This is a genomic window from Inhella proteolytica, from assembly GCF_016093275.1.
Taxonomy (GTDB): domain Bacteria; phylum Pseudomonadota; class Gammaproteobacteria; order Burkholderiales; family Burkholderiaceae_C; genus Inhella; species Inhella proteolytica.
On record NZ_JAEDAK010000008.1, the window covers coordinates 146412 to 163339 of the forward strand.

Sequence of the window (16928 nt, forward strand, 5' to 3'; positions counted from 1 at the left end):
AACAGCCCACGGGGCTGTTTCAGTCCGGCCTCGCCCTCAGGACCCTGCTCGGTCGCTGCTCAGCCACTTCCTGACCCGCTCGGCATCGCCGATCCGGCTGTACTTGCCGGCCGAGTCGAGGAACACCATGATCAGTTTGCGGCCCGCCAACTCGGCCTGCATCACCAGGCAGCGGCCGGCCTCGGCGATGTAGCCGGTCTTCTGCAAACCGATGTCCCAGCTGCGGCTGCGCACCAGGCCATTGGTGGTGTGGAAGGCCATGTCGCGCCGCCCCACACGCACGCGGTGCTCGGCCGTGGTGGAAAGCTCGCGCAGCAGCGGCACTTCGTAGGCCACCTTGACCAGCCGGGCCAGATCGCTGGCGCTGCTCTGGTTGGAACTGCTGAGGCCGGTCGGCTCCACATAGCGGGTGTCGCGCATGCCCAACTGCCGGGCCTTGGCGTTCATGGCCTCGACCGCAGCCGCCAGCCCCCCGGGGTAATGGCGCCCCAGCGCATTGGCGGCCCGGTTCTCGCTCGACATCAGCGCCAGGTGCAGCATCTCGCCCCGCGTCAGCTGCGTGCCCACGGCCAGGCGCGAGCCGGTGTGCTTCTCGGTGTCGATGTCTTCGTTGCTGATGGTCAGCACTTCATCCAGCGGCTGCTGGGCTTCCAGCACGACCAGGGCGGTCATCAGCTTGGTGATCGAGGCGATCGGCAGCACCGCACCCTCGTTCTTGGCCAGCAGCACCTCATTGGTCTCCTGGTCCAGCACCAGGGCCACATTGGACTTCAGCGCCAGCGGCGACGGGCTCTCTTCCAGCCCGAGCTGCTGCCCGAAACTGGGCCGGGCCGGCGCCACCGCTGCGACCACACGGCGCTTGGGCGCCTGCACCGCCGTCTTGCGTGGGCTCTTGGCTTTGCTCTTGCGAACCTGCTGGCGCTCGGCCTGCTGGGTCTTCTTGGTGGCTGCGTCGGCCGTCTGCACACCCAGGCCCGCGTCCGCCACGCTCAGAACCAGACTCAAGCACAACAGGCCCAGCAAACGCATCGACAGCTCTCCAGCAAAGGGGTGTCGAGTGTAACGGTCGGTCTTGCGGGCTTTCAACATCAAAGACTTAGGGGGAAGTCTTGAGATGGGGTCGAAAGTTGCGGTTTGTCACGGGTTGGGGGTGGGGTGGCTGGGCGGTCGGAAATGTGGCCTTCGAAGGGGAGTCTTCATTGACTTCCACCGCGCCCCAACCAGCCCCCGCAGGACTGAGCGCGGACATGAACAGCCCATTGGGCTGTTCATGCCCCACGAAGGCCGAGGCCTCTGGCCTCGGCGGGGGCTGTCCTCGGTCCGATCTCAGCCCTGTGCCAGCAGCTTTTCGCCTTTGGCTCGGAGCTTGTTCAGCGCATTGAGGTAGGCCTTGGCGGAGGCCACGATGATGTCCGGGTCAGCGCCCACCGCGTTCACCACGCGCCCGCCCAGCTGCAGACGCATGCTCACCTCGCCCTGGCTCTCGGAGCTGCCGCTGGAGATGGCATTGACGCTGAATAGAAGCAACTCCGCACCGCTTTGCAGCTGCGATTCGATCGCGCGCACGCAGGCGTCCACGGGCCCATTGCCTTCGCTTTCGGCGCGGTACTCGGTGCCGCCGGCCTCGAACACCACTGCCGCGCGCGGGCGCTCGCCCATCTCGGAGTTCTGCTTCAGGGCCAGCAGCTTGTAGTGATCGGGCTCGTGGTCGGCCTGCTCTTCCATCACCAGGGCCAGGATGTCCTCGTCGAACACCTCGGCCTTGCGATCGGCCAGCACCTTGAAACGCTGGAAGGCCTCGTTCAGCTCGGCCTCGCTTTCCAGCGTGATGCCGAGTTGCTCCAGGCGCTGCTTGAAGGCGTTGCGGCCGCTGAGCTTTCCCAGCACGATCTTGTTGGCCGCCCAGCCCACGTCCTCGGCGCGCATGATTTCGTAGGTGTCACGGGCCTTCAGCACGCCATCCTGGTGGATGCCCGAAGCATGGGCAAAGGCGTTGGCGCCCACCACGGCCTTGTTGGGCTGCACGACGAAGCCGGTGGTCTGGCTGACCAGCCGCGAGGCGGCGACGATCTGGCTGGCATCGATGCCCACTTCCAGGCCGAAGTGGTCGCGGCGGGTCTTGACCGCCATCACCACCTCTTCGAGCGAGCAGTTGCCGGCGCGCTCGCCCAGGCCGTTGATCGTGCACTCAATCTGCCGCGCGCCGCCGATCTTTACGCCGGCCAGCGAGTTGGCCACCGCCATGCCGAGGTCGTTGTGGCAGTGCACGCTCCAGATCGCGCGGTCAGAGTTGGGCACGCGGCGGCGCAGATTGGCGATGAACTCGCCATACAGCTCCGGAATGGCGTAGCCGACGGTGTCGGGGATGTTGATGGTGCCCGCGCCCTCCTCGATCACCGCTTCGATGACGCGGCAGAGAAAGTCCGGGTCGCTGCGGTAGCCGTCCTCGGGCGAGAACTCGACGTCGTCGCAATGCTGCCGCGCGAAGCGCACGGCCAGGCGGGCCTGCTCCAGCACCTGCTCACGCGTCATGCGCAGCTTCTTCTCCATATGGAGTTCGCTGGTGGCAATGAAGGTGTGGATGCGCGCGGCGTTGGCGCCCTTGAGCGCCTCGGCGGCACGGCTCAGATCGCGGTCGTTGGCGCGCGCCAGCGAGCAGATGCGGCTGTCCTTGATGGCGTCGGCGATGGCCTTCACGGCCTCGAAGTCGCCCGGGCTGGCGGCCGCAAAGCCGGCCTCGATGACATCGACCCGCAGGCGCTCCAACTGGCGCGCGATGCGCAGCTTCTCGTCCTTGGTCATCGAGGCGCCGGGCGACTGCTCGCCATCGCGCAAGGTGGTGTCAAAGATGATCAGGCGGTCGGCCATTTGGTGCTCCAGAGTCGGAAAAACAAAACGGCCCGCGCAGCTTGGACTGGGCGGGCCGTGGAGGGGGTCAGCACAAGGCTGGACGCGTCAACGCACCCGAGAGGCCTCCGGTAGTAGGGCGAGGGTGCGGGCAAACGTCATGCGGCGAATGTAGCAGCGGCAGCCGAAACACGCTTCGTCAACCGTGCAGGCCCGCTTCGTCGGGCTCGTCGGTCGAGGTGGCGATCAGGCTGGCGTGCCGCCCCTTCCATTTGCGACGCGCGTACTCGGCATAGCCGGACACGCTGTAGCAGCAGAACAGCGCAAACAGGGCGATAGGCGGGTGGCTGGACACCAGCGCGATCAGCAGCACCAAGGCCACCAGCAGCGCGAAGGGCACCGAGCGCTTGAGGCTGAAATCCTTGAAGCTGTAGAAGGGCGCGTTGGTCACCATGGTGAGGCCGGCATAGAGAGTGATGCCGACCATCGCAAAGCTCAGCCAAGGGTGGGATTCCACCGTCCAGCCAGCGTCCACCGCCAGCCACAGCGAACCAGCCACCAGCGCCGCAGCCGCGGGGCTGGGCAGGCCTTGGAAAAAGCGCTTGTCGATCACACCGATGTTGGTGTTGAAGCGCGCCAGGCGCAGCGCGGCGCACGCGCAGTAGACGAAGGCAGCGATCCAGCCGAGCTTGCCGAGATCTTTCAGCGCCCACTCGTACGCCACCAGGGCGGGGGCGGCGCCAAAGCTGACCATGTCGGACAGGCTGTCCATCTGTTCGCCAAAGGCGGACTGGGTGCCCGTCATGCGCGCCACACGGCCATCCAGGCTGTCCAGCACCATGGCGCAAAAGATGCCGATGGCAGCGTTCTCGTAGCGGCCGTTCATGGCCATGACGATGGCGTAAAAACCCCCGAACAGGGCCGCCAAGGTGAACAGATTGGGCAGCACGTACAAGCCCTTGCGGGGCTTGCGCACGGGGGCGGCCAGCGCATCCAGGTCCGAATCCTGGAAGTCGGAAGAGGGGTCACTCGGGTTTGGGCTCATTGGGCGCGACTGTACCCAGGCCGCCCGGGCCTTCCTAGCGCCCTCACAAGGCCAAACGCTCGCGCACGCCGTCGGCGGCCATGTCGCCCCCCCGCCCCTGCGCCACCAGCTGCCCGCGCTGCATCAGCAGGTATTGATCGGCCAGCTCGGCGGCGAAGTCGTAGAACTGCTCCACCAGCAGCACCGCCAGGCCGCGTTCATGGGCCAGGTGGCGGATGACGCGGCCGATGTCCTTGATGACGCTGGGCTGGATGCCTTCCGTGGGTTCGTCCAGCAACAGGACGCGGGGACCACAGGCCAGCGCGCGGGCGATGGCCAGTTGCTGCTGCTGGCCGCCGCTGAGATCCCCGCCGCGCCGGCCCAGCATCTGCTGCAGCACCGGGAACAGGGTGAAGAGCTCCGGCGGCAGCGGGCTGCCGGCCGGCCGCGGGGCCAGGCCCATCAAGAGGTTCTCGCGCACCGTCAGGCGGTTGAAGATCTCGCGCCCCTGCGGCACGAAGCCCAGGCCGGCACGCACGCGGCGGTGGGGCGGCAGCGCGTTCAGCTCCTGCCCGTCCAGCAGCATTTGGCCCTGGCTGGCGGGCACCAGGCCCATCAGGGTCTTGAGCAGCGTGGTCTTGCCCACCCCGTTGCGGCCCAGCAGCACCGTCACCTCACCGGCGCGCAGGCCAAAGTCCAGCCCGCGCAGGATGTGCGAGCCGCCGTAGTGCTGGTGCAGGCCCTGCACCTGCAGCAAGGAATCAGCGGCCAAGGTACACCTCGATCACCTGCTCGTTGGCCTGCACCTCGTCCATGCGCCCCTCGGCCAGCACGCGGCCCTCGTGCAGCACGGTCACCTGACCGTCAGCGCCGGCCAGCTCGCCCACGAAAGCCATGTCGTGCTCCACCACCAGCAGGGTGTGGCGCCCGGCCAGGCAGCGGAACAGCTCGGCGGTGCGCGCGGTTTCCTCGTCCGTCATGCCGGCCACGGGTTCGTCCAGCAGCAGCAGCCGCGGGTCCTGTGCCAGCAGCATGCCGATCTCCAGCCACTGCTTTTGCCCGTGGCTCAGCAGGCCGGCCACGCGGTCGGCCTCGCTCCACAGGTGCACCTCCTGCAGCAGCTCGTCCAGGCGGTCGCGCTGGGCGGCGCTCAGGCGGGCGCGCAGGGCCTGGCGCACACGCCGGTCGCCGGCCAGGGCCAGTTCCAGGTTCTGCTGCACCGTCAAGGCTTCGAACACGGTGGGTTTCTGGAACTTGCGGCCGATGCCGGCCCGGGCGATCTCGGTCTCGCTCATGCGGCGCAGGTCCAGGTTGGAGCCGAAGAAGAGCCGGCCGCTGTCGGGCCGGGTCTTGCCGGTGATGCAGTCCATCAAGGTGGTCTTGCCCGCGCCATTGGGGCCGATGACGCAGCGCAGCTCGCCCAGGCCCAAGGTGAGCGAGAGCCCGCCGAGCGCCTGGAAGCCATCGAAGGCCACGCGCAGGTCTTCGACGTACAGCGCCACGCCCTGGTTGAACACCGGCTCGCCCCGCGCCAGCACCTGGGCCTGCAGGCGCGCGCGCGCCTGGGCGCCGGCTTCCATCAGATCGGGCGTCATGGGCGCTCCTTGCGGCTCAGCGCGCCGATCAAGCCGATCAGGCCGCGCGGCAGGAACAGGGTGACGGCGATGAACAGCCCGCCCAGCACGAACAGCCAGACCTCGGGCAGCCAGGCCGTGAACACCGACTTGCCACCATTGACGAAGAAGGCGCCAAGAATCGGCCCGATCAAGGTGCCACGCCCGCCCACGGCAGCCCAGATCGCCATCTCGATGCTGGCGGCCGGGCTCATCTCGCTCGGGTTGATGATGCCGACCTGGGGCACGTACAAGACCCCGGCCAGCGCACACATCAGCGCCGAGAGCACCCAGATGCTGAGCTTGTAGGCCACCGGGTCGTAGCCGCAGAAGCGCAGCCGGCTCTCGGCGTCGCGCACTGCCAGCAGCAGGCGGCCATAGCGGCCTTGCGTGAGCCAGCGCGCCAGCAGGTAGCAGCCCAGCAGCGCCAGGCCCGAGGCCAGGCACAGCGCCAGCTTCATGGCGGGCAGCTGCAGGCTGATGCCGGCCAGGCGCTTGAAATCCGTGAAGCCGTTGTTGCCGCCAAAGCCCGTTTCGTTGCGGAAGAAGAGCAGCATGGCGGCCACCGTCAGCGCCTGCGTGATGATGGAAAAGTACACGCCCTGGATGCGGCTGCGAAAGGCAAACCAGCCGAACAGCGCGGCCAGCGCCCCGGGCACGGCCAGCGCCAGGAAGAGCTGCGCGGGCAGCGAGTCGCTCAGCGCCCAGTGCCAGGGCAGCTCCTGCCAGTTCAGGAAGACCATGAAATCGGGCAGCTCGCTGCCGTACTGGCCCTCGCGGCCGATCTGGCGCATCAGGTACATGCCCATGCCATAGCCGCCCAGCGCGAAGAACAGGCCATGGCCGAGCGAGAGGATGCCGGTGAAGCCCCAGATCAGGTCGATGGCCAAGGCGCAGATGGCATAGCAGGCGAACTTGCCCAGCAGGCCGACGTAGAACTCCGACAGATGCAGCGGGTGCCCAGCCGGCACGGCCAGGTGCAGCAGCGGCACGCCCAGCAGCCACACGGCGGCCAGGGCTGCCAGCACGGCCCAGCCACGCGGGGAAAGCAAGCGGGGAGTGCTCATGCGTCCACGCTCCGGCCCTTGAGGGCGAACAGGCCCTGCGGGCGCTTCTGGATGACGAGGATGAGCAGCAGCAGCAGGCCGATCTTGGCCAGCACCGCGCCCTGCCAGCCTTCCAGCAGCTTGGCCAGCACGCCCAAGCCCAGGCCGGCGTACACCGTGCCGGCCAGTTGCCCCACGCCGCCCAGCACCACCACCATGAAGGCGTCCACGATGGTGCTCTGGCCCAGGTCCGGCCCCACATTCCCCACCTGGCTGAGCGCACAGCCGGCCAGGCCGGCAAGGCCGGAGCCGAGTGCGAAGGCCAGGGTGTCCACCCGCGCCGTGTCCACGCCCACGCAGGCCGCCATGCGGCGGTTCTGCGTCACGCCGCGCACCAGCAGGCCCAGGCGCGTGCGGGTGAGCAGCAGGGCCACGCCCAGCAGCACCAGGGCGGCCAGCCCGATGATGGCCAGGCGGTTCCATGGCAGCGTGAGGTTGGGCAGCAAGGCCCAGCCGCCGCTCAAGACACCGGGGTTCTCCACCGCCACGTTCTGCGCGCCAAAGAGGCTGCGCACCGTCTGCATCAGGATCAGGCTCAGGCCCCAGGTGGCCAGCAGGGATTCAAGCGGCCGGCCGTACAGGTGGCGGATCACCAGCCGCTCCATCAGCACACCCACCGCGGCCGCGGCCAGGAAGCTGGCCGGCAGCGCCAGCAGCAGGTAGGCATCAAAGGCGCCCGGCGGCAACCAGGCACGGAAGGCCTGCTGCACGCCCCAGGTGGCATAGGCGCCAATCATCAGCAGCTCGCCATGGGCCATGTTGATCACGCCCATCAGCCCGTAGGTGATGGCCAGGCCCAAGGCAGCCAGCAGCAGGATGGAGCCCAGGCTCAGGCCGCTGAAGAGCAGCTGCGCGCGCTCCCCCCAGGCCAGGCGCTCGGCCACCGCCTGGGCAGCCTGCTGCAGGGCGCGGCGCACCGTGGGGTCGGTCTCGGCGGCCAGCCGCTCCAACAGCAAGGCTCGCGTGCTGGGGTCGGCGGCCTGGGCCAGGGCCTGGGCGGCGCGCAGGCGCTGTGCGGGCTCGGCGGCGGAGAGCCGGGCCGCCGCCAAGAGGCGGTCCAGTTGCTGCTGCAGGGCCGGCAGGGTTTCGGCCGCGCGGGCGCGCTCCAGCAGGGGCAGGCGGGCGGGGTCGGGCTGGTCGGCCAGCACTTGCAGGGCCTGGGCACGGCGCTCCGGCTCGGGGGCTAGCAGGTCCAGGGCGGCGAGCGCGTTCTCGAACTCACGCCGCAGGCGGTTGTTCAGCATCGGCTCTTCGCCCTCGGTGGCGGGCGGCTCGCCCGGTGCGGCCACGCGCACCTGATCCCCCTGGATGCGCACCCGCCCCTCCAGCAGGGCTTGCAGGTAGGCGCCCAGGCGCCGGTCGCCCGCCAGCAAGGCCTGGTTGAGCGCGGCGACGCGTGCGTCGCCCTCGCCCTGCGCCAGCTGCAGTTGCAGCGCCGGGCTCAGCGCCCGCGCCGGGCCGGCGCCCAGCAGCAGCGCCAGACCCAGCAAGAAGACCCGCCAGCCCGCGCGCATGGCTTACTTCTTCTCGGGCTCGTTCTTCTTGCCCTTGTTTTCGGGGATGTAGTCGCTCCAGGGGTCCGCCTGCACCGGGCCCGGGGTCTTCCACACCACGTTGAACTGGCCATCCGCCTTGACCTCGCCGATGAACACCGACTTGTGCAGGTGGTGGTTCTTCTCGTCCATCTTGGAGGTGATGCCCGAGGGGGCGGTGAAGGTCTGCCCGGCCATGGCGGCGATGACCTTGTCGGTCTCGGTGCTCTTGGCCTTGGCCACGGCCTGGGCCCACATGTGCACGCCGATGTAGGTGGCCTCCATGGGGTCGTTGGTCAGCGGCTTGTCCTTGTGGCCGGCGATGTTCTTGGCCTTGGCATAGGTCGCCCACTTCTTGGTGAAGGCCTCGTTGGCGGGGTTCTTCAGGCTCATGAAGTAGTTCCAGGCGGCCAGGTGGCCCACCAGGGGCTTGGTGTCCACGCCGCGCAGCTCTTCCTCGCCCACACTGAAGGCCACCACCGGCACGTCCGTGGCCTTCAGGCCCTGGTTGCCCAGTTCCTTATAGAAGGGCACGTTGGAGTCGCCATTGATGGTGGAGACCACCGCGGTCTTCTTGCCCTCGGCGGCGAACTTCTTGATCTTGGCGATGATGGACTGGTAATCGCTGTGGCCGAAGGGGGTGTACTCCTCCAGGATGTCGGCCTCGCCGATGCCCTTGGTCTTGAGGAAGGCGCGCAGGATCTTGTTGGTGGTGCGCGGGTACACATAGTCGGTGCCCAGCAGCACGAAGCGCTTGGCCCCGCCACCGTCCTTGCTCATCAGGTACTCCACCGCAGGGATGGCCTGCTGGTTCGGCGCAGCGCCCGTGTAGAACACGTTCTTGCTCAGTTCCTCGCCCTCGTACTGCACGGGGTAGAAGAGCAGCGAGTTGGTGCTCTCGAACACCGGCAGCACCGATTTGCGGCTCACCGAAGTCCAGCAGCCGAACACCACGGCCACCTTGTCCTGGCTGATGAGCTGCTTGGCTTTTTCCGCGAACAGCGGCCAGTTGGAGGCCGGGTCCACCACCACCGGCTCGAGCTTCTTGCCCAGCACACCGCCCTTGGCATTGATCTCGTCGATCGCCATCAGCACGGTGTCCTTGAGCACCGTCTCGGAGATGGCCATGGTGCCGGAGAGGGAGTGCAGCACGCCGACCTTGATGGTGTCGGCGGCCCAGGCGGGAACGGCGAGCAGGCTGGCAGCGGCAAGGCTGATGGATCGCAGGGCAGAACGGCGCAGCATCGGAACTCCTTGGGGTGGGTGAGGGTCAAAACTCCTGCTGCACTGCAGCAAGGGCTGTGCCACCCCCGTGCTCCCACCATCCGGCCCGCGCATGCGCCGCGCTGGTGCAGGGCCGCCCCAAGCTGGCGCCTGAACCCCGCCGCGGCCGCGCCACTTCGGCGCAGGGCCGGCAGGCACGCGCCGAAATGGGGCTGGCCCAAAGCTTGCAAAAGCCAGGTATCGCTTCTGCCCCCACACCCCATGGACCTGACCCCGCGTGAAAAGGACAAGCTGCTGGTGTTCACCGCGGCCTTGCTGGCCGAGCGGCGGCGCGCGCGCGGCCTGCGCCTGAACTACCCCGAGGCCGTGGCCTTCATCAGCGCCGCCATCCTGGAAGGCGCCCGCGACGGCCAGAGCGTGGCCCAGCTGATGAGCAGCGGCCGCAGCGTGCTCACGCGCGCCGAGGTGATGGAGGGCGTGCCCGAGATGCTCTCCGAGATCCAGGTCGAAGCCACCTTCCCCGACGGCACCAAGCTCGTCACCGTGCACCAACCCATTGCCTGAGACCCCATGCGCACTGCCCTGCTGCTCCTTCTATTCGTTGGCCAGAACGCTTTTGCCCACGGCGGCGAGCACGGCCTGACCGGCTTCAGCGCCGGGCTGGCCCACCCGCTCGGCGGCGCCGACCATCTGGCCGCCATGCTGGCCGTGGGCCTGTGGGGAGCGCTCACCTACCGCCGCCCCGCCGAAGCCCTGCGCGGCCCGCTCGTGTTTGCCGCCGCGCTGCTGCTGGGTGCACTGGCCGTGGCCTGGGCCGGCTGGCTACCGCCCGGGGTGGAGCCGGGCATCGCCGTTTCGCTTCTGGGCTTGGGCCTGCTGGTGGCCTGGCGCGTGCCGCTGCCGCAGCCGGTGGCGCTGGCCTTCATCGCCGTGTTTGCCTGGATGCATGGGGCTGCCCACGGCAGCGAGCTGCACGGCCTGGCCGCCCTGCTGGGCATGCTGGCCGGCACCGTGCTGCTTCATGGCCTGGGCCTGGCGGCGGGCGCCCTGCTGCGGCCCATGGCGGCGCGCTGGGCCGAGGGCCTGGGCGCTGGGCTGATGACCTTCGGCGCCCTGCGCCTCACGGGGGTGCTGTGATTCCCGGCGAGCTGCTGACGGAAGTGGGCGAGCTGGTGCTGAACCCCGGCCGGCGCACGCTCACGCTGCGCGTGGCCAACACCGGCCTGCGGCCCATCCAGGTGGGTTCGCACTACCACTTTGCGGAAACCAATGCCGCGCTGGACTTCGACCGCGCCGCCGCACGCGGCATGCGCCTGAACATCTGCAGCGGCACCGCCGTGCGCTTCGAGCCCGGCCAGGTGCGCACCGTGGAGCTGGTGGACTACGCGGGCGACCGCGCCGTCTGGGGCTTTCGCGGCCTGGTGAACGGAGCGCTGTGATGGCCACCCTGCCCCGCCGCGCCTATGCCGAAATGCTCGGCCCCACCGTGGGCGACCGCCTGCGCCTGGCCGACACCGCGCTGCTGATCGAGATTGAACAGGACCTGACCCTGCGCGCCGGCGGCTACGGCGAGGAGGTGAAGTTCGGCGGCGGAAAAACCGTGCGCGACGGCATGGGCCAGAGCCAGCGCCCGAACGGACCCGGCCCCGCAGACGCGGTCGACACGGTGATCACCAATGTGGTGATCGTGGACCACTGGGGCATCGTGAAGGCCGACATCGGCCTGCGCGGCTGCCGCATCGCCGCCATCGGCAAGGCCGGGAACCCCGACGTGCAGCCGGGCGTGGACATCGTCATCGGCCCGGGCACCGAGATCATTGCCGGCGAAGGGATGATCGTCACGCCCGGCGCGGTGGACACGCACATCCACTTCATCTGCCCGCAGCAAATCGAGGAAGCGCTGGCCTCGGGCGTCACCACCATGATTGGCGGCGGCACCGGGCCGGCCACGGGCACGCTGGCCACCACCTGCACCCCAGGGCCCCAGCACCTGGCCACCATGCTGAAGGCGGCCGAGGCCTTCCCGATGAACCTGGGCTTCTTCGGCAAGGGCAATGCCAGCCGGCCCGAGGCGCTGCGCCAGCAGATCGAGGCCGGTGCCATCGGCCTGAAGCTGCACGAGGACTGGGGCAGCACACCGGCCGCGATCGATTGCTGCCTGAGCGTGGCCGACCAAACCGACACCCAGGTCGCCATCCACACCGACACCCTGAACGAGAGCGGCTGCGTGGAAGACAGCGTTGCCGCCTTCAAGGGCCGGACCATCCACAGCTTCCACACCGAGGGCGCGGGCGGCGGCCATGCGCCGGACATCATGAAGGTGGTGGGCGAAGCGAACGTGCTGCCCTCCAGCACCAATCCCACGCGCCCGTTCACGGTGAACACCCTGGACGAGCACCTGGACATGTTGATGGTCTGCCACCACCTGGACGCCGGCATCGCCGAAGACCTGGCCTTTGCCGAGAGCCGCATCCGCCGCGAGACCATCGCCGCCGAGGACATCCTGCACGACCTCGGCGCCATCAGCATGTTCAGCTCGGACAGCCAGGCCATGGGCCGCGTGGGCGAGGTGCTGATCCGCTGCTGGCAGACCGCGCACAAGATGAAGCTGCAGCGCGGCCCGCTGCCCGGCGACAGCGAACGCCACGACAACGCGCGCGTGAAGCGCTACATCGCCAAGCTAGGGATCAATGGCGCGCTTACGCATGGCGTGGCGCATGAGGTGGGCTCCATCGAGGTGGGCAAATGGGCCGACCTGGTGCTGTGGAAGCCGGCCTTCTTCGGCGTCAAGCCCAGCCTGGTGCTCAAGGGCGGCTTCATCGCCATGGCGGCCATGGGCGACGCCAACGCCAGCATCCCCACCCCGCAGCCGGTGCACCTGCGCCCCATGTTCGGCAGCTTTGGCGGCGCGCTCAGCCAGGGGTCGCTGACCTTCGTGTCCCAGGCCGGCCTGGGCGCCGCGCAAGCCTTGAACCTGCGCAAGACGCTCAGCCCCGTGCGCGGCTGCCGCAGCGTGAAGAAGGCGGACATGGTGAACAACAGCTACACGCCCACGATGGAGATCGACGCCCAGAGCTACGAAGTGCGGGCCGATGGCGCGCTGCTGAGCTGCGAGCCCGCCCACGAGCTGCCGATGGCGCAGCGCTACTTCCTGTTCTGAATGCGCCACTTCATCAAGCATCTGAGCGCCGGCCAGGGCCTGGCCGCCGCGTTGCGCAAGCGCCTGCCCACCCTGACCCTGGACTGGGACCTGCGGCAAAAGAGCCGCTTCGCCGCCCAGGATGACACCGGTGAGGAACTGGCCGTGCTGCTGCCGCGCGGCACCGTGCTGCGCGGCGGCGATGTGCTGGTGGCCGAGGACGGTGCCCTGCTGCGCGTGCAGGCCGCACCCCAACCCGTGCTGCAGGTGCGCCACTGCGCGCAGCACGGCTCGCCCTTCGACCTGCTGCGCGCCGCCTACCACCTGGGCAACCGCCATGTGCCGCTGGAGCTGCAGCCCGAGCTGCTGCAGCTGGAGCCCGACCCCGTGCTGGCGCAGATGCTGCGCGCCCAGCACCTGCTGGTGAACGAGGCCCTGGCCCCGTTCGAGCCGGAGGGCGGTGCCTATGGCGCGCACGCGCATACCCACGCCCATGCCCACTCCCATGCCCACCCCCATGAGCACTGAACTGCTGCAATTGCTCTGGCTGGCCAGCCCCGCCCTGCCGGTGGGCGCCTTCAGCTACTCCGAAGGCCTGGAGGCTGCCGTCGATGCCGGCGAGGTGTTCGACGAAGCCAGCAGCGCCCGTTGGCTGCTGAACCAGCTGGAGCTGGTGCAGGCGCGGGCCGAACTGCCGCTGATGGCCCAAGCCTGGCAAGCCAGCGCGGCGGGCGATGCAGCCAGCCTGCAGCGCTGCAATGACTGGGTGCTGCAGACGCGTGAATCCGCCGAGCTGCTGGCGCAGAGCCAGCAGATGGGCCGCAGCCTGCTCGCCTGGGCCCAGGGCCAGGGCATCGACTGCACGCGGCTGCAAGCCCTGCAGCCGCCCAGTTGGCCGGTGGTGTTCGCAGTGGTGGGCCAGCAGCGCGGCGCCACCCTGCCCGGCCTGCTGCATGCAGCCGCCTTTGCCTGGGCCGAGAACCTGGTCATGGCCGCCGTGCGCGGCGTGCCGCTGGGCCAGAGCGCCGGCCAGCGCCTGCTGGCGCGCTTGGTGGCCGCCATCGCGGCCGCCGTGGCGGATGCCCTGGCGGCGCCCGAACCCATCGCCTTCAGCCCGGGCCTGGGCCTGCTCAGCGCCCGCCACGAAACCCAGTACTCCCGCCTGTTCCGCTCATGAACACACCCCTGCACGCCCTGCATGCCCTGCCCGGGCGCACCAAGAAGCTGCCCCCACTGCGCGTGGGCGTGGGCGGGCCGGTCGGCTCCGGCAAGACCACGCTCGTCGAGATGCTCTGCAAGACCCTGCGCGAGCGCTACGACTTGGTCGTCGTCACCAACGACATCTACACCAAGGAAGACCAGCGCCTGCTCACCGTGGCGGGCGCGCTGGAGCCCGAGCGCATCGTCGGCGTGGAAACCGGTGGCTGCCCGCACACCGCCATCCGCGAGGACTGCTCGATCAACCTCGAAGCGGTCGATCGGATGCTGGAGAAGTTCCCCAATGCCGACATCGTCTTCATCGAAAGCGGCGGCGACAACCTGGCCGCCACCTTCAGTCCGGAGCTGAGCGACCTGACGATCTACGTGATCGACGTCGCCGCCGGCGAGAAGATCCCGCGCAAGGGCGGCCCCGGCATCACCAAGAGCGACCTGTTCGTCATCAACAAGACCGACCTCGCCCCGCATGTGGGCGCGAACCTGGACATCATGCGCGCCGACACCGCCCGCATGCGCCCTACCAAGCCCTGGGTGATGACCAACCTCAAGACCCAGAGCGGCCTGGACGAGGTGATCCGCTTCATCGAAACCAAGGGCCTGCTGCTTGCTGCGTGAGCCCGGCATCCGCTGGCCGGCGCGCCTGGCCCTGCAGGCGCGCCGCGAGGGCGCGGGCACCCTGCTGCACGCCGAGCACCACGGCCCGCTGCGCCTGCTCAAGACGCTCTACCCCGAAGGGCCGGCCACCGCGCACGCCGTGCTGGTGCACCCCCCCGGCGGCCTGGTGGGCGGCGACCGCCTCGACATGGAGGTGGCGGTGGAGCCCGGCGCGCACCTGCTGGTGACGACACCGGCCGCGACACGCTTCTACCGCTCGGCCACGCTGGAGGCCGCCCAACAGCTCAGCGCCCGCGTGGCGCCCGGCGGCCGCCTTGAATGGTTGCCGCAGGAGACCCTGGCCTACCGCGGTTGCAAGGCGCGCAACCAGGTGACGGTGCAACTGCAGGGCCAACTGTTGGCCAGCGAGCTGCTGGTGCTGGGCTTGGCCGCAGCCGGCCAGCCTTTTACTGAGGGGGAGCTGCTGCAGGAGCTGCACATCGAAGGCCTGTGGCGCGATCGCGGCTGGATCCGCGCCCAGGACCGCGCCCTGCTGGAGGGCCCCTGCGGCCTGGCGGGCCTGCCGGTGCTGGGCACGATGGTGCTGGCGCAAGGCCAGGCCTGGACTTCAGCCGAGGCTGAGGCGCTGCTGGAGCGCACCCGCGCCCTGCTGGAGGCGCAACCCCTGCGGGCCGGCGTCACCCTGCTGCACGGGCGCCTGCTGCTGCTGCGCGTGCTGGCGGCCGAGCTGGAACCCGCCGCGGCCCTGATGCGCCGCGTGCGCGCCCTCTGGCGCGAACGCGCCTGGGGCCTGGCACCCTGCGAGCCACGCATCTGGCGCAGCTAAGGGCCGGACGAAAAAAAAGCCCCTGGGCCTCACGGCCCAGGGGTTCGGGGGATGCGCTGTGTTGGCGCTCTTTTCTTGCGGCCCTGAGAGAGCGGCCGCGTCCGATCAGTTCTTGCTCTTGTCCACCATCTTGTTCGCCTTGATCCACGGCAGTGAGCGCCGTGAAGACCGAGGCGCCTGCGCGCCTCGGTTAGGCAGCGAACGGGCCCGCGCCTGCCAGCGCGGGCCTGCCGTTCAAGGCGCTCAGTTCTTGGACTTGTCCACCATCTTGTTCGCCTTGATCCACGGCATCATGTCCCGCAGCTTCTCGCCCACGATCTCGATCGGGTGCTCGGCCATCAGGCGGCGGCGGCTGATCAGGGTCGGGGCGCCGGCCTGGTTTTCCAGGATGAAGCTCTTGGCGTACTCGCCGGTCTGAATGCGGCGCAGCGCTTCCTTCATGGCGGCCTTGCTCTGCGCGGTGATGACCTCCGGACCCGTCACGTACTCGCCGTACTCGGCGTTGTTCGAGATCGAGTAGTTCATGTTGGCGATGCCGCCTTCATAGATCAGGTCGACGATCAGCTTGAGCTCGTGCAGGCACTCGAAGTAGGCCATCTCGGGCGCGTAGCCGGCTTCGGTCAGGGTCTCGAAACCGGCCTTGATCAGCTCCACCGCGCCGCCGCACAGCACGGCCTGTTCGCCGAACAGATCGGTCTCGGTTTCTTCGCGGAACGTGGTCTGGATGATGCCGGCCTTGCCGCCGCCGTTGGCCGCTGCGTAGCTCAGTGCCAGGTCGCGCGCACGGCCGGTGGCATCGGCATGCACGGCGATCAGGTGCGGCACGCCGCCGCCCCGCTTGTAGGTGTCACGCACGGTGTGGCCGGGGGCCTTGGGGGCCACCATCCACACGTCCAGGTCGGCGCGCGGCTGCACCTGGCCGTAGTGCACGTTGAAGCCGTGCGCGAAGGCCAGCGAGGCGCCCTTCTTGATGTTGGGCTCGATGTCCTTGCGGTAGACCGAAGCGATCTGCTCGTCAGGCAGCAGCACCATCACCACGTCGGCGGCCTTCACGGCTTCGCCCACTTCAGCCACCTTCAGGCCAGCGCCCTCGGCCTTACCCCAGCTCGGGCCGCCACGGCGCACGCCCACGGTCACGTTGACGCCGCTCTCGTGCAGGTTCAGCGCGTGGGCATGGCCTTGCGAGCCATAGCCAATGATGGCGACTTGCTTGCCCTTGATGAGGGAGAGGTCGGCGTCCTTGTCGTAATACACATTCATTTCAGTTCTCCAGTTCGGGGGCAGGCAAGGTTCAGACACGCAGCACGCGGTCGCCGCGGCCGATGCCGCTGGCGCCGGTGCGCACGGTTTCAAGAATGGCGGTGCGGTCCACCGCCTCAAGGAAGGCATCGAGCTTGGTGCCGTCGCCGGTCAGCTCGATGGTGTAAGTCTTCTCGGTCACATCGACGATGCGGCCACGGAAGATGTCGGCGGTGCGCTTGAGCTCTTCGCGCTCTTTGCCCACCGCACGCAGCTTCACCAGCATCAGCTCGCGCTCGATGAACTGGGCTTCGGTCAGGTCGACCACCTTCACCACCTCGATCAGGCGGTTCAGGTGCTTGGTGATCTGCTCCAGCACCTCGTCCGAACCGGTGGTGGTGATGGTCATGCGCGAGAGGGACGGATCCTCGGTCGGCGCGACGGACAACGACTCGATGTTGTAGCCACGGGCAGAGAACAGGGCGACCACGCGCGACAGCGCGCCGGCTTCGTTCTCGATCAGGACGGCAATGATGTGTTTCATC

17 protein-coding genes and 1 pseudogene are annotated in these 16928 nt (G+C 68.8%); 8 read left to right on the top strand and 10 right to left on the bottom strand.

Annotated elements, in window-relative coordinates; genetic code table 11:
* Positions 1 to 36: 36 nt before the first annotated feature.
* The 8 genes from pbpG to urtA all read right to left on the bottom strand — a co-directional run bounded on the left by pbpG (position 37) and on the right by urtA (position 9367).
* On the bottom strand, positions 37 to 1029 hold the full coding sequence (gene pbpG / locus I7X39_RS13040) for a D-alanyl-D-alanine endopeptidase (protein ID WP_198111594.1): 993 nt from the start codon (positions 1027 to 1029) through the stop codon (positions 37 to 39).
* 297 nt (positions 1030 to 1326) lie between these two features.
* The gene (locus I7X39_RS13045) at positions 1327 to 2868 is read right to left on the bottom strand and encodes a 2-isopropylmalate synthase (RefSeq protein WP_198111595.1); all 1542 of its coding nucleotides are present in this window, start codon (positions 2866 to 2868) and stop codon (positions 1327 to 1329) included.
* A 178-nt stretch (positions 2869 to 3046) separates the two neighbouring features.
* Positions 3047 to 3892, bottom strand: a complete 846-nt coding sequence (pssA, locus tag I7X39_RS13050) for a CDP-diacylglycerol--serine O-phosphatidyltransferase (RefSeq protein WP_198111596.1) — start codon at positions 3890 to 3892, stop codon at positions 3047 to 3049.
* Between the two features lie 43 nt (positions 3893 to 3935).
* On the bottom strand, positions 3936 to 4628 hold the full coding sequence (gene urtE / locus I7X39_RS13055; protein ID WP_198111684.1) for an urea ABC transporter ATP-binding subunit UrtE: 693 nt from the start codon (positions 4626 to 4628) through the stop codon (positions 3936 to 3938).
* Positions 4629 to 4632: 4 nt separating this feature from the next.
* Positions 4633 to 5466, bottom strand: a complete 834-nt coding sequence (gene urtD / locus I7X39_RS13060) for an urea ABC transporter ATP-binding protein UrtD (RefSeq protein WP_198111597.1) — start codon at positions 5464 to 5466, stop codon at positions 4633 to 4635.
* Positions 5463 to 6551: an urea ABC transporter permease subunit UrtC gene (urtC, locus tag I7X39_RS13065; protein WP_198111598.1), complete on the bottom strand. Its 1089-nt coding sequence runs from the start codon at positions 6549 to 6551 to the stop codon at positions 5463 to 5465. The genes urtD and urtC overlap by 4 nt, the downstream gene beginning before the upstream one ends.
* Complete coding sequence (urtB, locus tag I7X39_RS13070; protein ID WP_198111599.1) at positions 6548 to 8104, bottom strand: urea ABC transporter permease subunit UrtB; 1557 nt, start codon at positions 8102 to 8104, stop codon at positions 6548 to 6550. The genes urtC and urtB overlap by 4 nt, the downstream gene beginning before the upstream one ends.
* A 3-nt stretch (positions 8105 to 8107) precedes the next feature.
* Positions 8108 to 9367: an urea ABC transporter substrate-binding protein gene (gene urtA, locus I7X39_RS13075; RefSeq protein WP_198111600.1), complete on the bottom strand. Its 1260-nt coding sequence runs from the start codon at positions 9365 to 9367 to the stop codon at positions 8108 to 8110.
* A gap of 240 nt (positions 9368 to 9607) precedes the next feature.
* On the opposite strand from urtA, the gene I7X39_RS13080 reads away from it, so the two are divergent.
* From I7X39_RS13080 to I7X39_RS13115, 8 genes and pseudogenes are all read left to right on the top strand, one after another.
* The gene (locus tag I7X39_RS13080) at positions 9608 to 9910 is read left to right on the top strand and encodes an urease subunit gamma (protein ID WP_198111601.1); all 303 of its coding nucleotides are present in this window, start codon (positions 9608 to 9610) and stop codon (positions 9908 to 9910) included.
* Between the two features lie 6 nt (positions 9911 to 9916).
* Entirely contained in the window at positions 9917 to 10483 is a 567-nt protein-coding gene (locus tag I7X39_RS13085) for a HupE/UreJ family protein (protein WP_198111602.1), read from the top strand.
* Positions 10480 to 10785 carry an urease subunit beta gene (locus I7X39_RS13090; protein ID WP_198111603.1) on the top strand — a complete coding sequence of 102 codons (306 nt, stop codon included), beginning with the start codon at positions 10480 to 10482 and terminating at the stop codon, positions 10783 to 10785. The genes I7X39_RS13085 and I7X39_RS13090 overlap by 4 nt, the downstream gene beginning before the upstream one ends.
* Complete coding sequence (ureC, locus tag I7X39_RS13095; RefSeq protein ID WP_198111604.1) at positions 10785 to 12506, top strand: urease subunit alpha; 1722 nt, start codon at positions 10785 to 10787, stop codon at positions 12504 to 12506. Before I7X39_RS13090 ends, ureC begins: the two co-directional genes overlap by 1 nt.
* Positions 12507 to 13010, top strand: a pseudogene (gene ureE / locus I7X39_RS13100) (urease accessory protein UreE); the annotation flags it as partial.
* The gene (locus tag I7X39_RS13105) at positions 13003 to 13662 is read left to right on the top strand and encodes an urease accessory protein UreF (RefSeq protein WP_232351929.1); all 660 of its coding nucleotides are present in this window, start codon (positions 13003 to 13005) and stop codon (positions 13660 to 13662) included. The pseudogene ureE and the gene I7X39_RS13105, both read left to right, overlap by 8 nt.
* Complete coding sequence (ureG, locus tag I7X39_RS13110; RefSeq protein ID WP_198111607.1) at positions 13659 to 14318, top strand: urease accessory protein UreG; 660 nt, start codon at positions 13659 to 13661, stop codon at positions 14316 to 14318. Before I7X39_RS13105 ends, ureG begins: the two co-directional genes overlap by 4 nt.
* Positions 14308 to 15144, top strand: a complete 837-nt coding sequence (locus tag I7X39_RS13115; RefSeq protein WP_232351930.1) for an urease accessory protein UreD — start codon at positions 14308 to 14310, stop codon at positions 15142 to 15144. The genes ureG and I7X39_RS13115 overlap by 11 nt, the downstream gene beginning before the upstream one ends.
* Positions 15145 to 15387: 243 nt before the next feature.
* Here the strand turns inward: I7X39_RS13115 and ilvC are convergent, their stop codons facing one another.
* Positions 15388 to 16404 carry a ketol-acid reductoisomerase gene (gene ilvC / locus I7X39_RS13120; protein ID WP_198111608.1) on the bottom strand — a complete coding sequence of 339 codons (1017 nt, stop codon included), beginning with the start codon at positions 16402 to 16404 and terminating at the stop codon, positions 15388 to 15390.
* A 31-nt stretch (positions 16405 to 16435) separates the two neighbouring features.
* Positions 16436 to 16927 carry an acetolactate synthase small subunit gene (gene ilvN, locus I7X39_RS13125; RefSeq protein WP_198111609.1) on the bottom strand — a complete coding sequence of 164 codons (492 nt, stop codon included), beginning with the start codon at positions 16925 to 16927 and terminating at the stop codon, positions 16436 to 16438.
* Position 16928: the final 1 nt, after the last annotated feature.

Excerpts from the sequence above, each read along its gene's own strand:
- pbpG (WP_198111594.1), bottom strand. The coding sequence starts at position 1,029 with ATGCGTTTGCTGGGCCTGTTGTGCTTGAGTCTGGTTCTGAGCGTGGCG.
- I7X39_RS13045 (WP_198111595.1), bottom strand. The coding sequence starts at position 2,868 with ATGGCCGACCGCCTGATCATCTTTGACACCACCTTGCGCGATGGCGAG.
- pssA (WP_198111596.1), bottom strand. The coding sequence starts at position 3,892 with ATGAGCCCAAACCCGAGTGACCCCTCTTCCGACTTCCAGGATTCGGAC.
- urtD (WP_198111597.1), bottom strand. The coding sequence starts at position 5,466 with ATGACGCCCGATCTGATGGAAGCCGGCGCCCAGGCGCGCGCGCGCCTG.
- urtC (WP_198111598.1), bottom strand. The coding sequence starts at position 6,551 with ATGAGCACTCCCCGCTTGCTTTCCCCGCGTGGCTGGGCCGTGCTGGCA.
- urtB (WP_198111599.1), bottom strand. The coding sequence starts at position 8,104 with ATGCGCGCGGGCTGGCGGGTCTTCTTGCTGGGTCTGGCGCTGCTGCTG.
- urtA (WP_198111600.1), bottom strand. The coding sequence starts at position 9,367 with ATGCTGCGCCGTTCTGCCCTGCGATCCATCAGCCTTGCCGCTGCCAGC.
- I7X39_RS13080 (WP_198111601.1), top strand. The coding sequence starts at position 9,608 with ATGGACCTGACCCCGCGTGAAAAGGACAAGCTGCTGGTGTTCACCGCG.
- I7X39_RS13085 (WP_198111602.1), top strand. The coding sequence starts at position 9,917 with ATGCGCACTGCCCTGCTGCTCCTTCTATTCGTTGGCCAGAACGCTTTT.
- ureC (WP_198111604.1), top strand. The coding sequence starts at position 10,785 with ATGGCCACCCTGCCCCGCCGCGCCTATGCCGAAATGCTCGGCCCCACC.
- I7X39_RS13105 (WP_232351929.1), top strand. The coding sequence starts at position 13,003 with ATGAGCACTGAACTGCTGCAATTGCTCTGGCTGGCCAGCCCCGCCCTG.
- ureG (WP_198111607.1), top strand. The coding sequence starts at position 13,659 with ATGAACACACCCCTGCACGCCCTGCATGCCCTGCCCGGGCGCACCAAG.
- ilvC (WP_198111608.1), bottom strand. The coding sequence starts at position 16,404 with ATGAATGTGTATTACGACAAGGACGCCGACCTCTCCCTCATCAAGGGC.
- ilvN (WP_198111609.1), bottom strand. The coding sequence starts at position 16,927 with ATGAAACACATCATTGCCGTCCTGATCGAGAACGAAGCCGGCGCGCTG.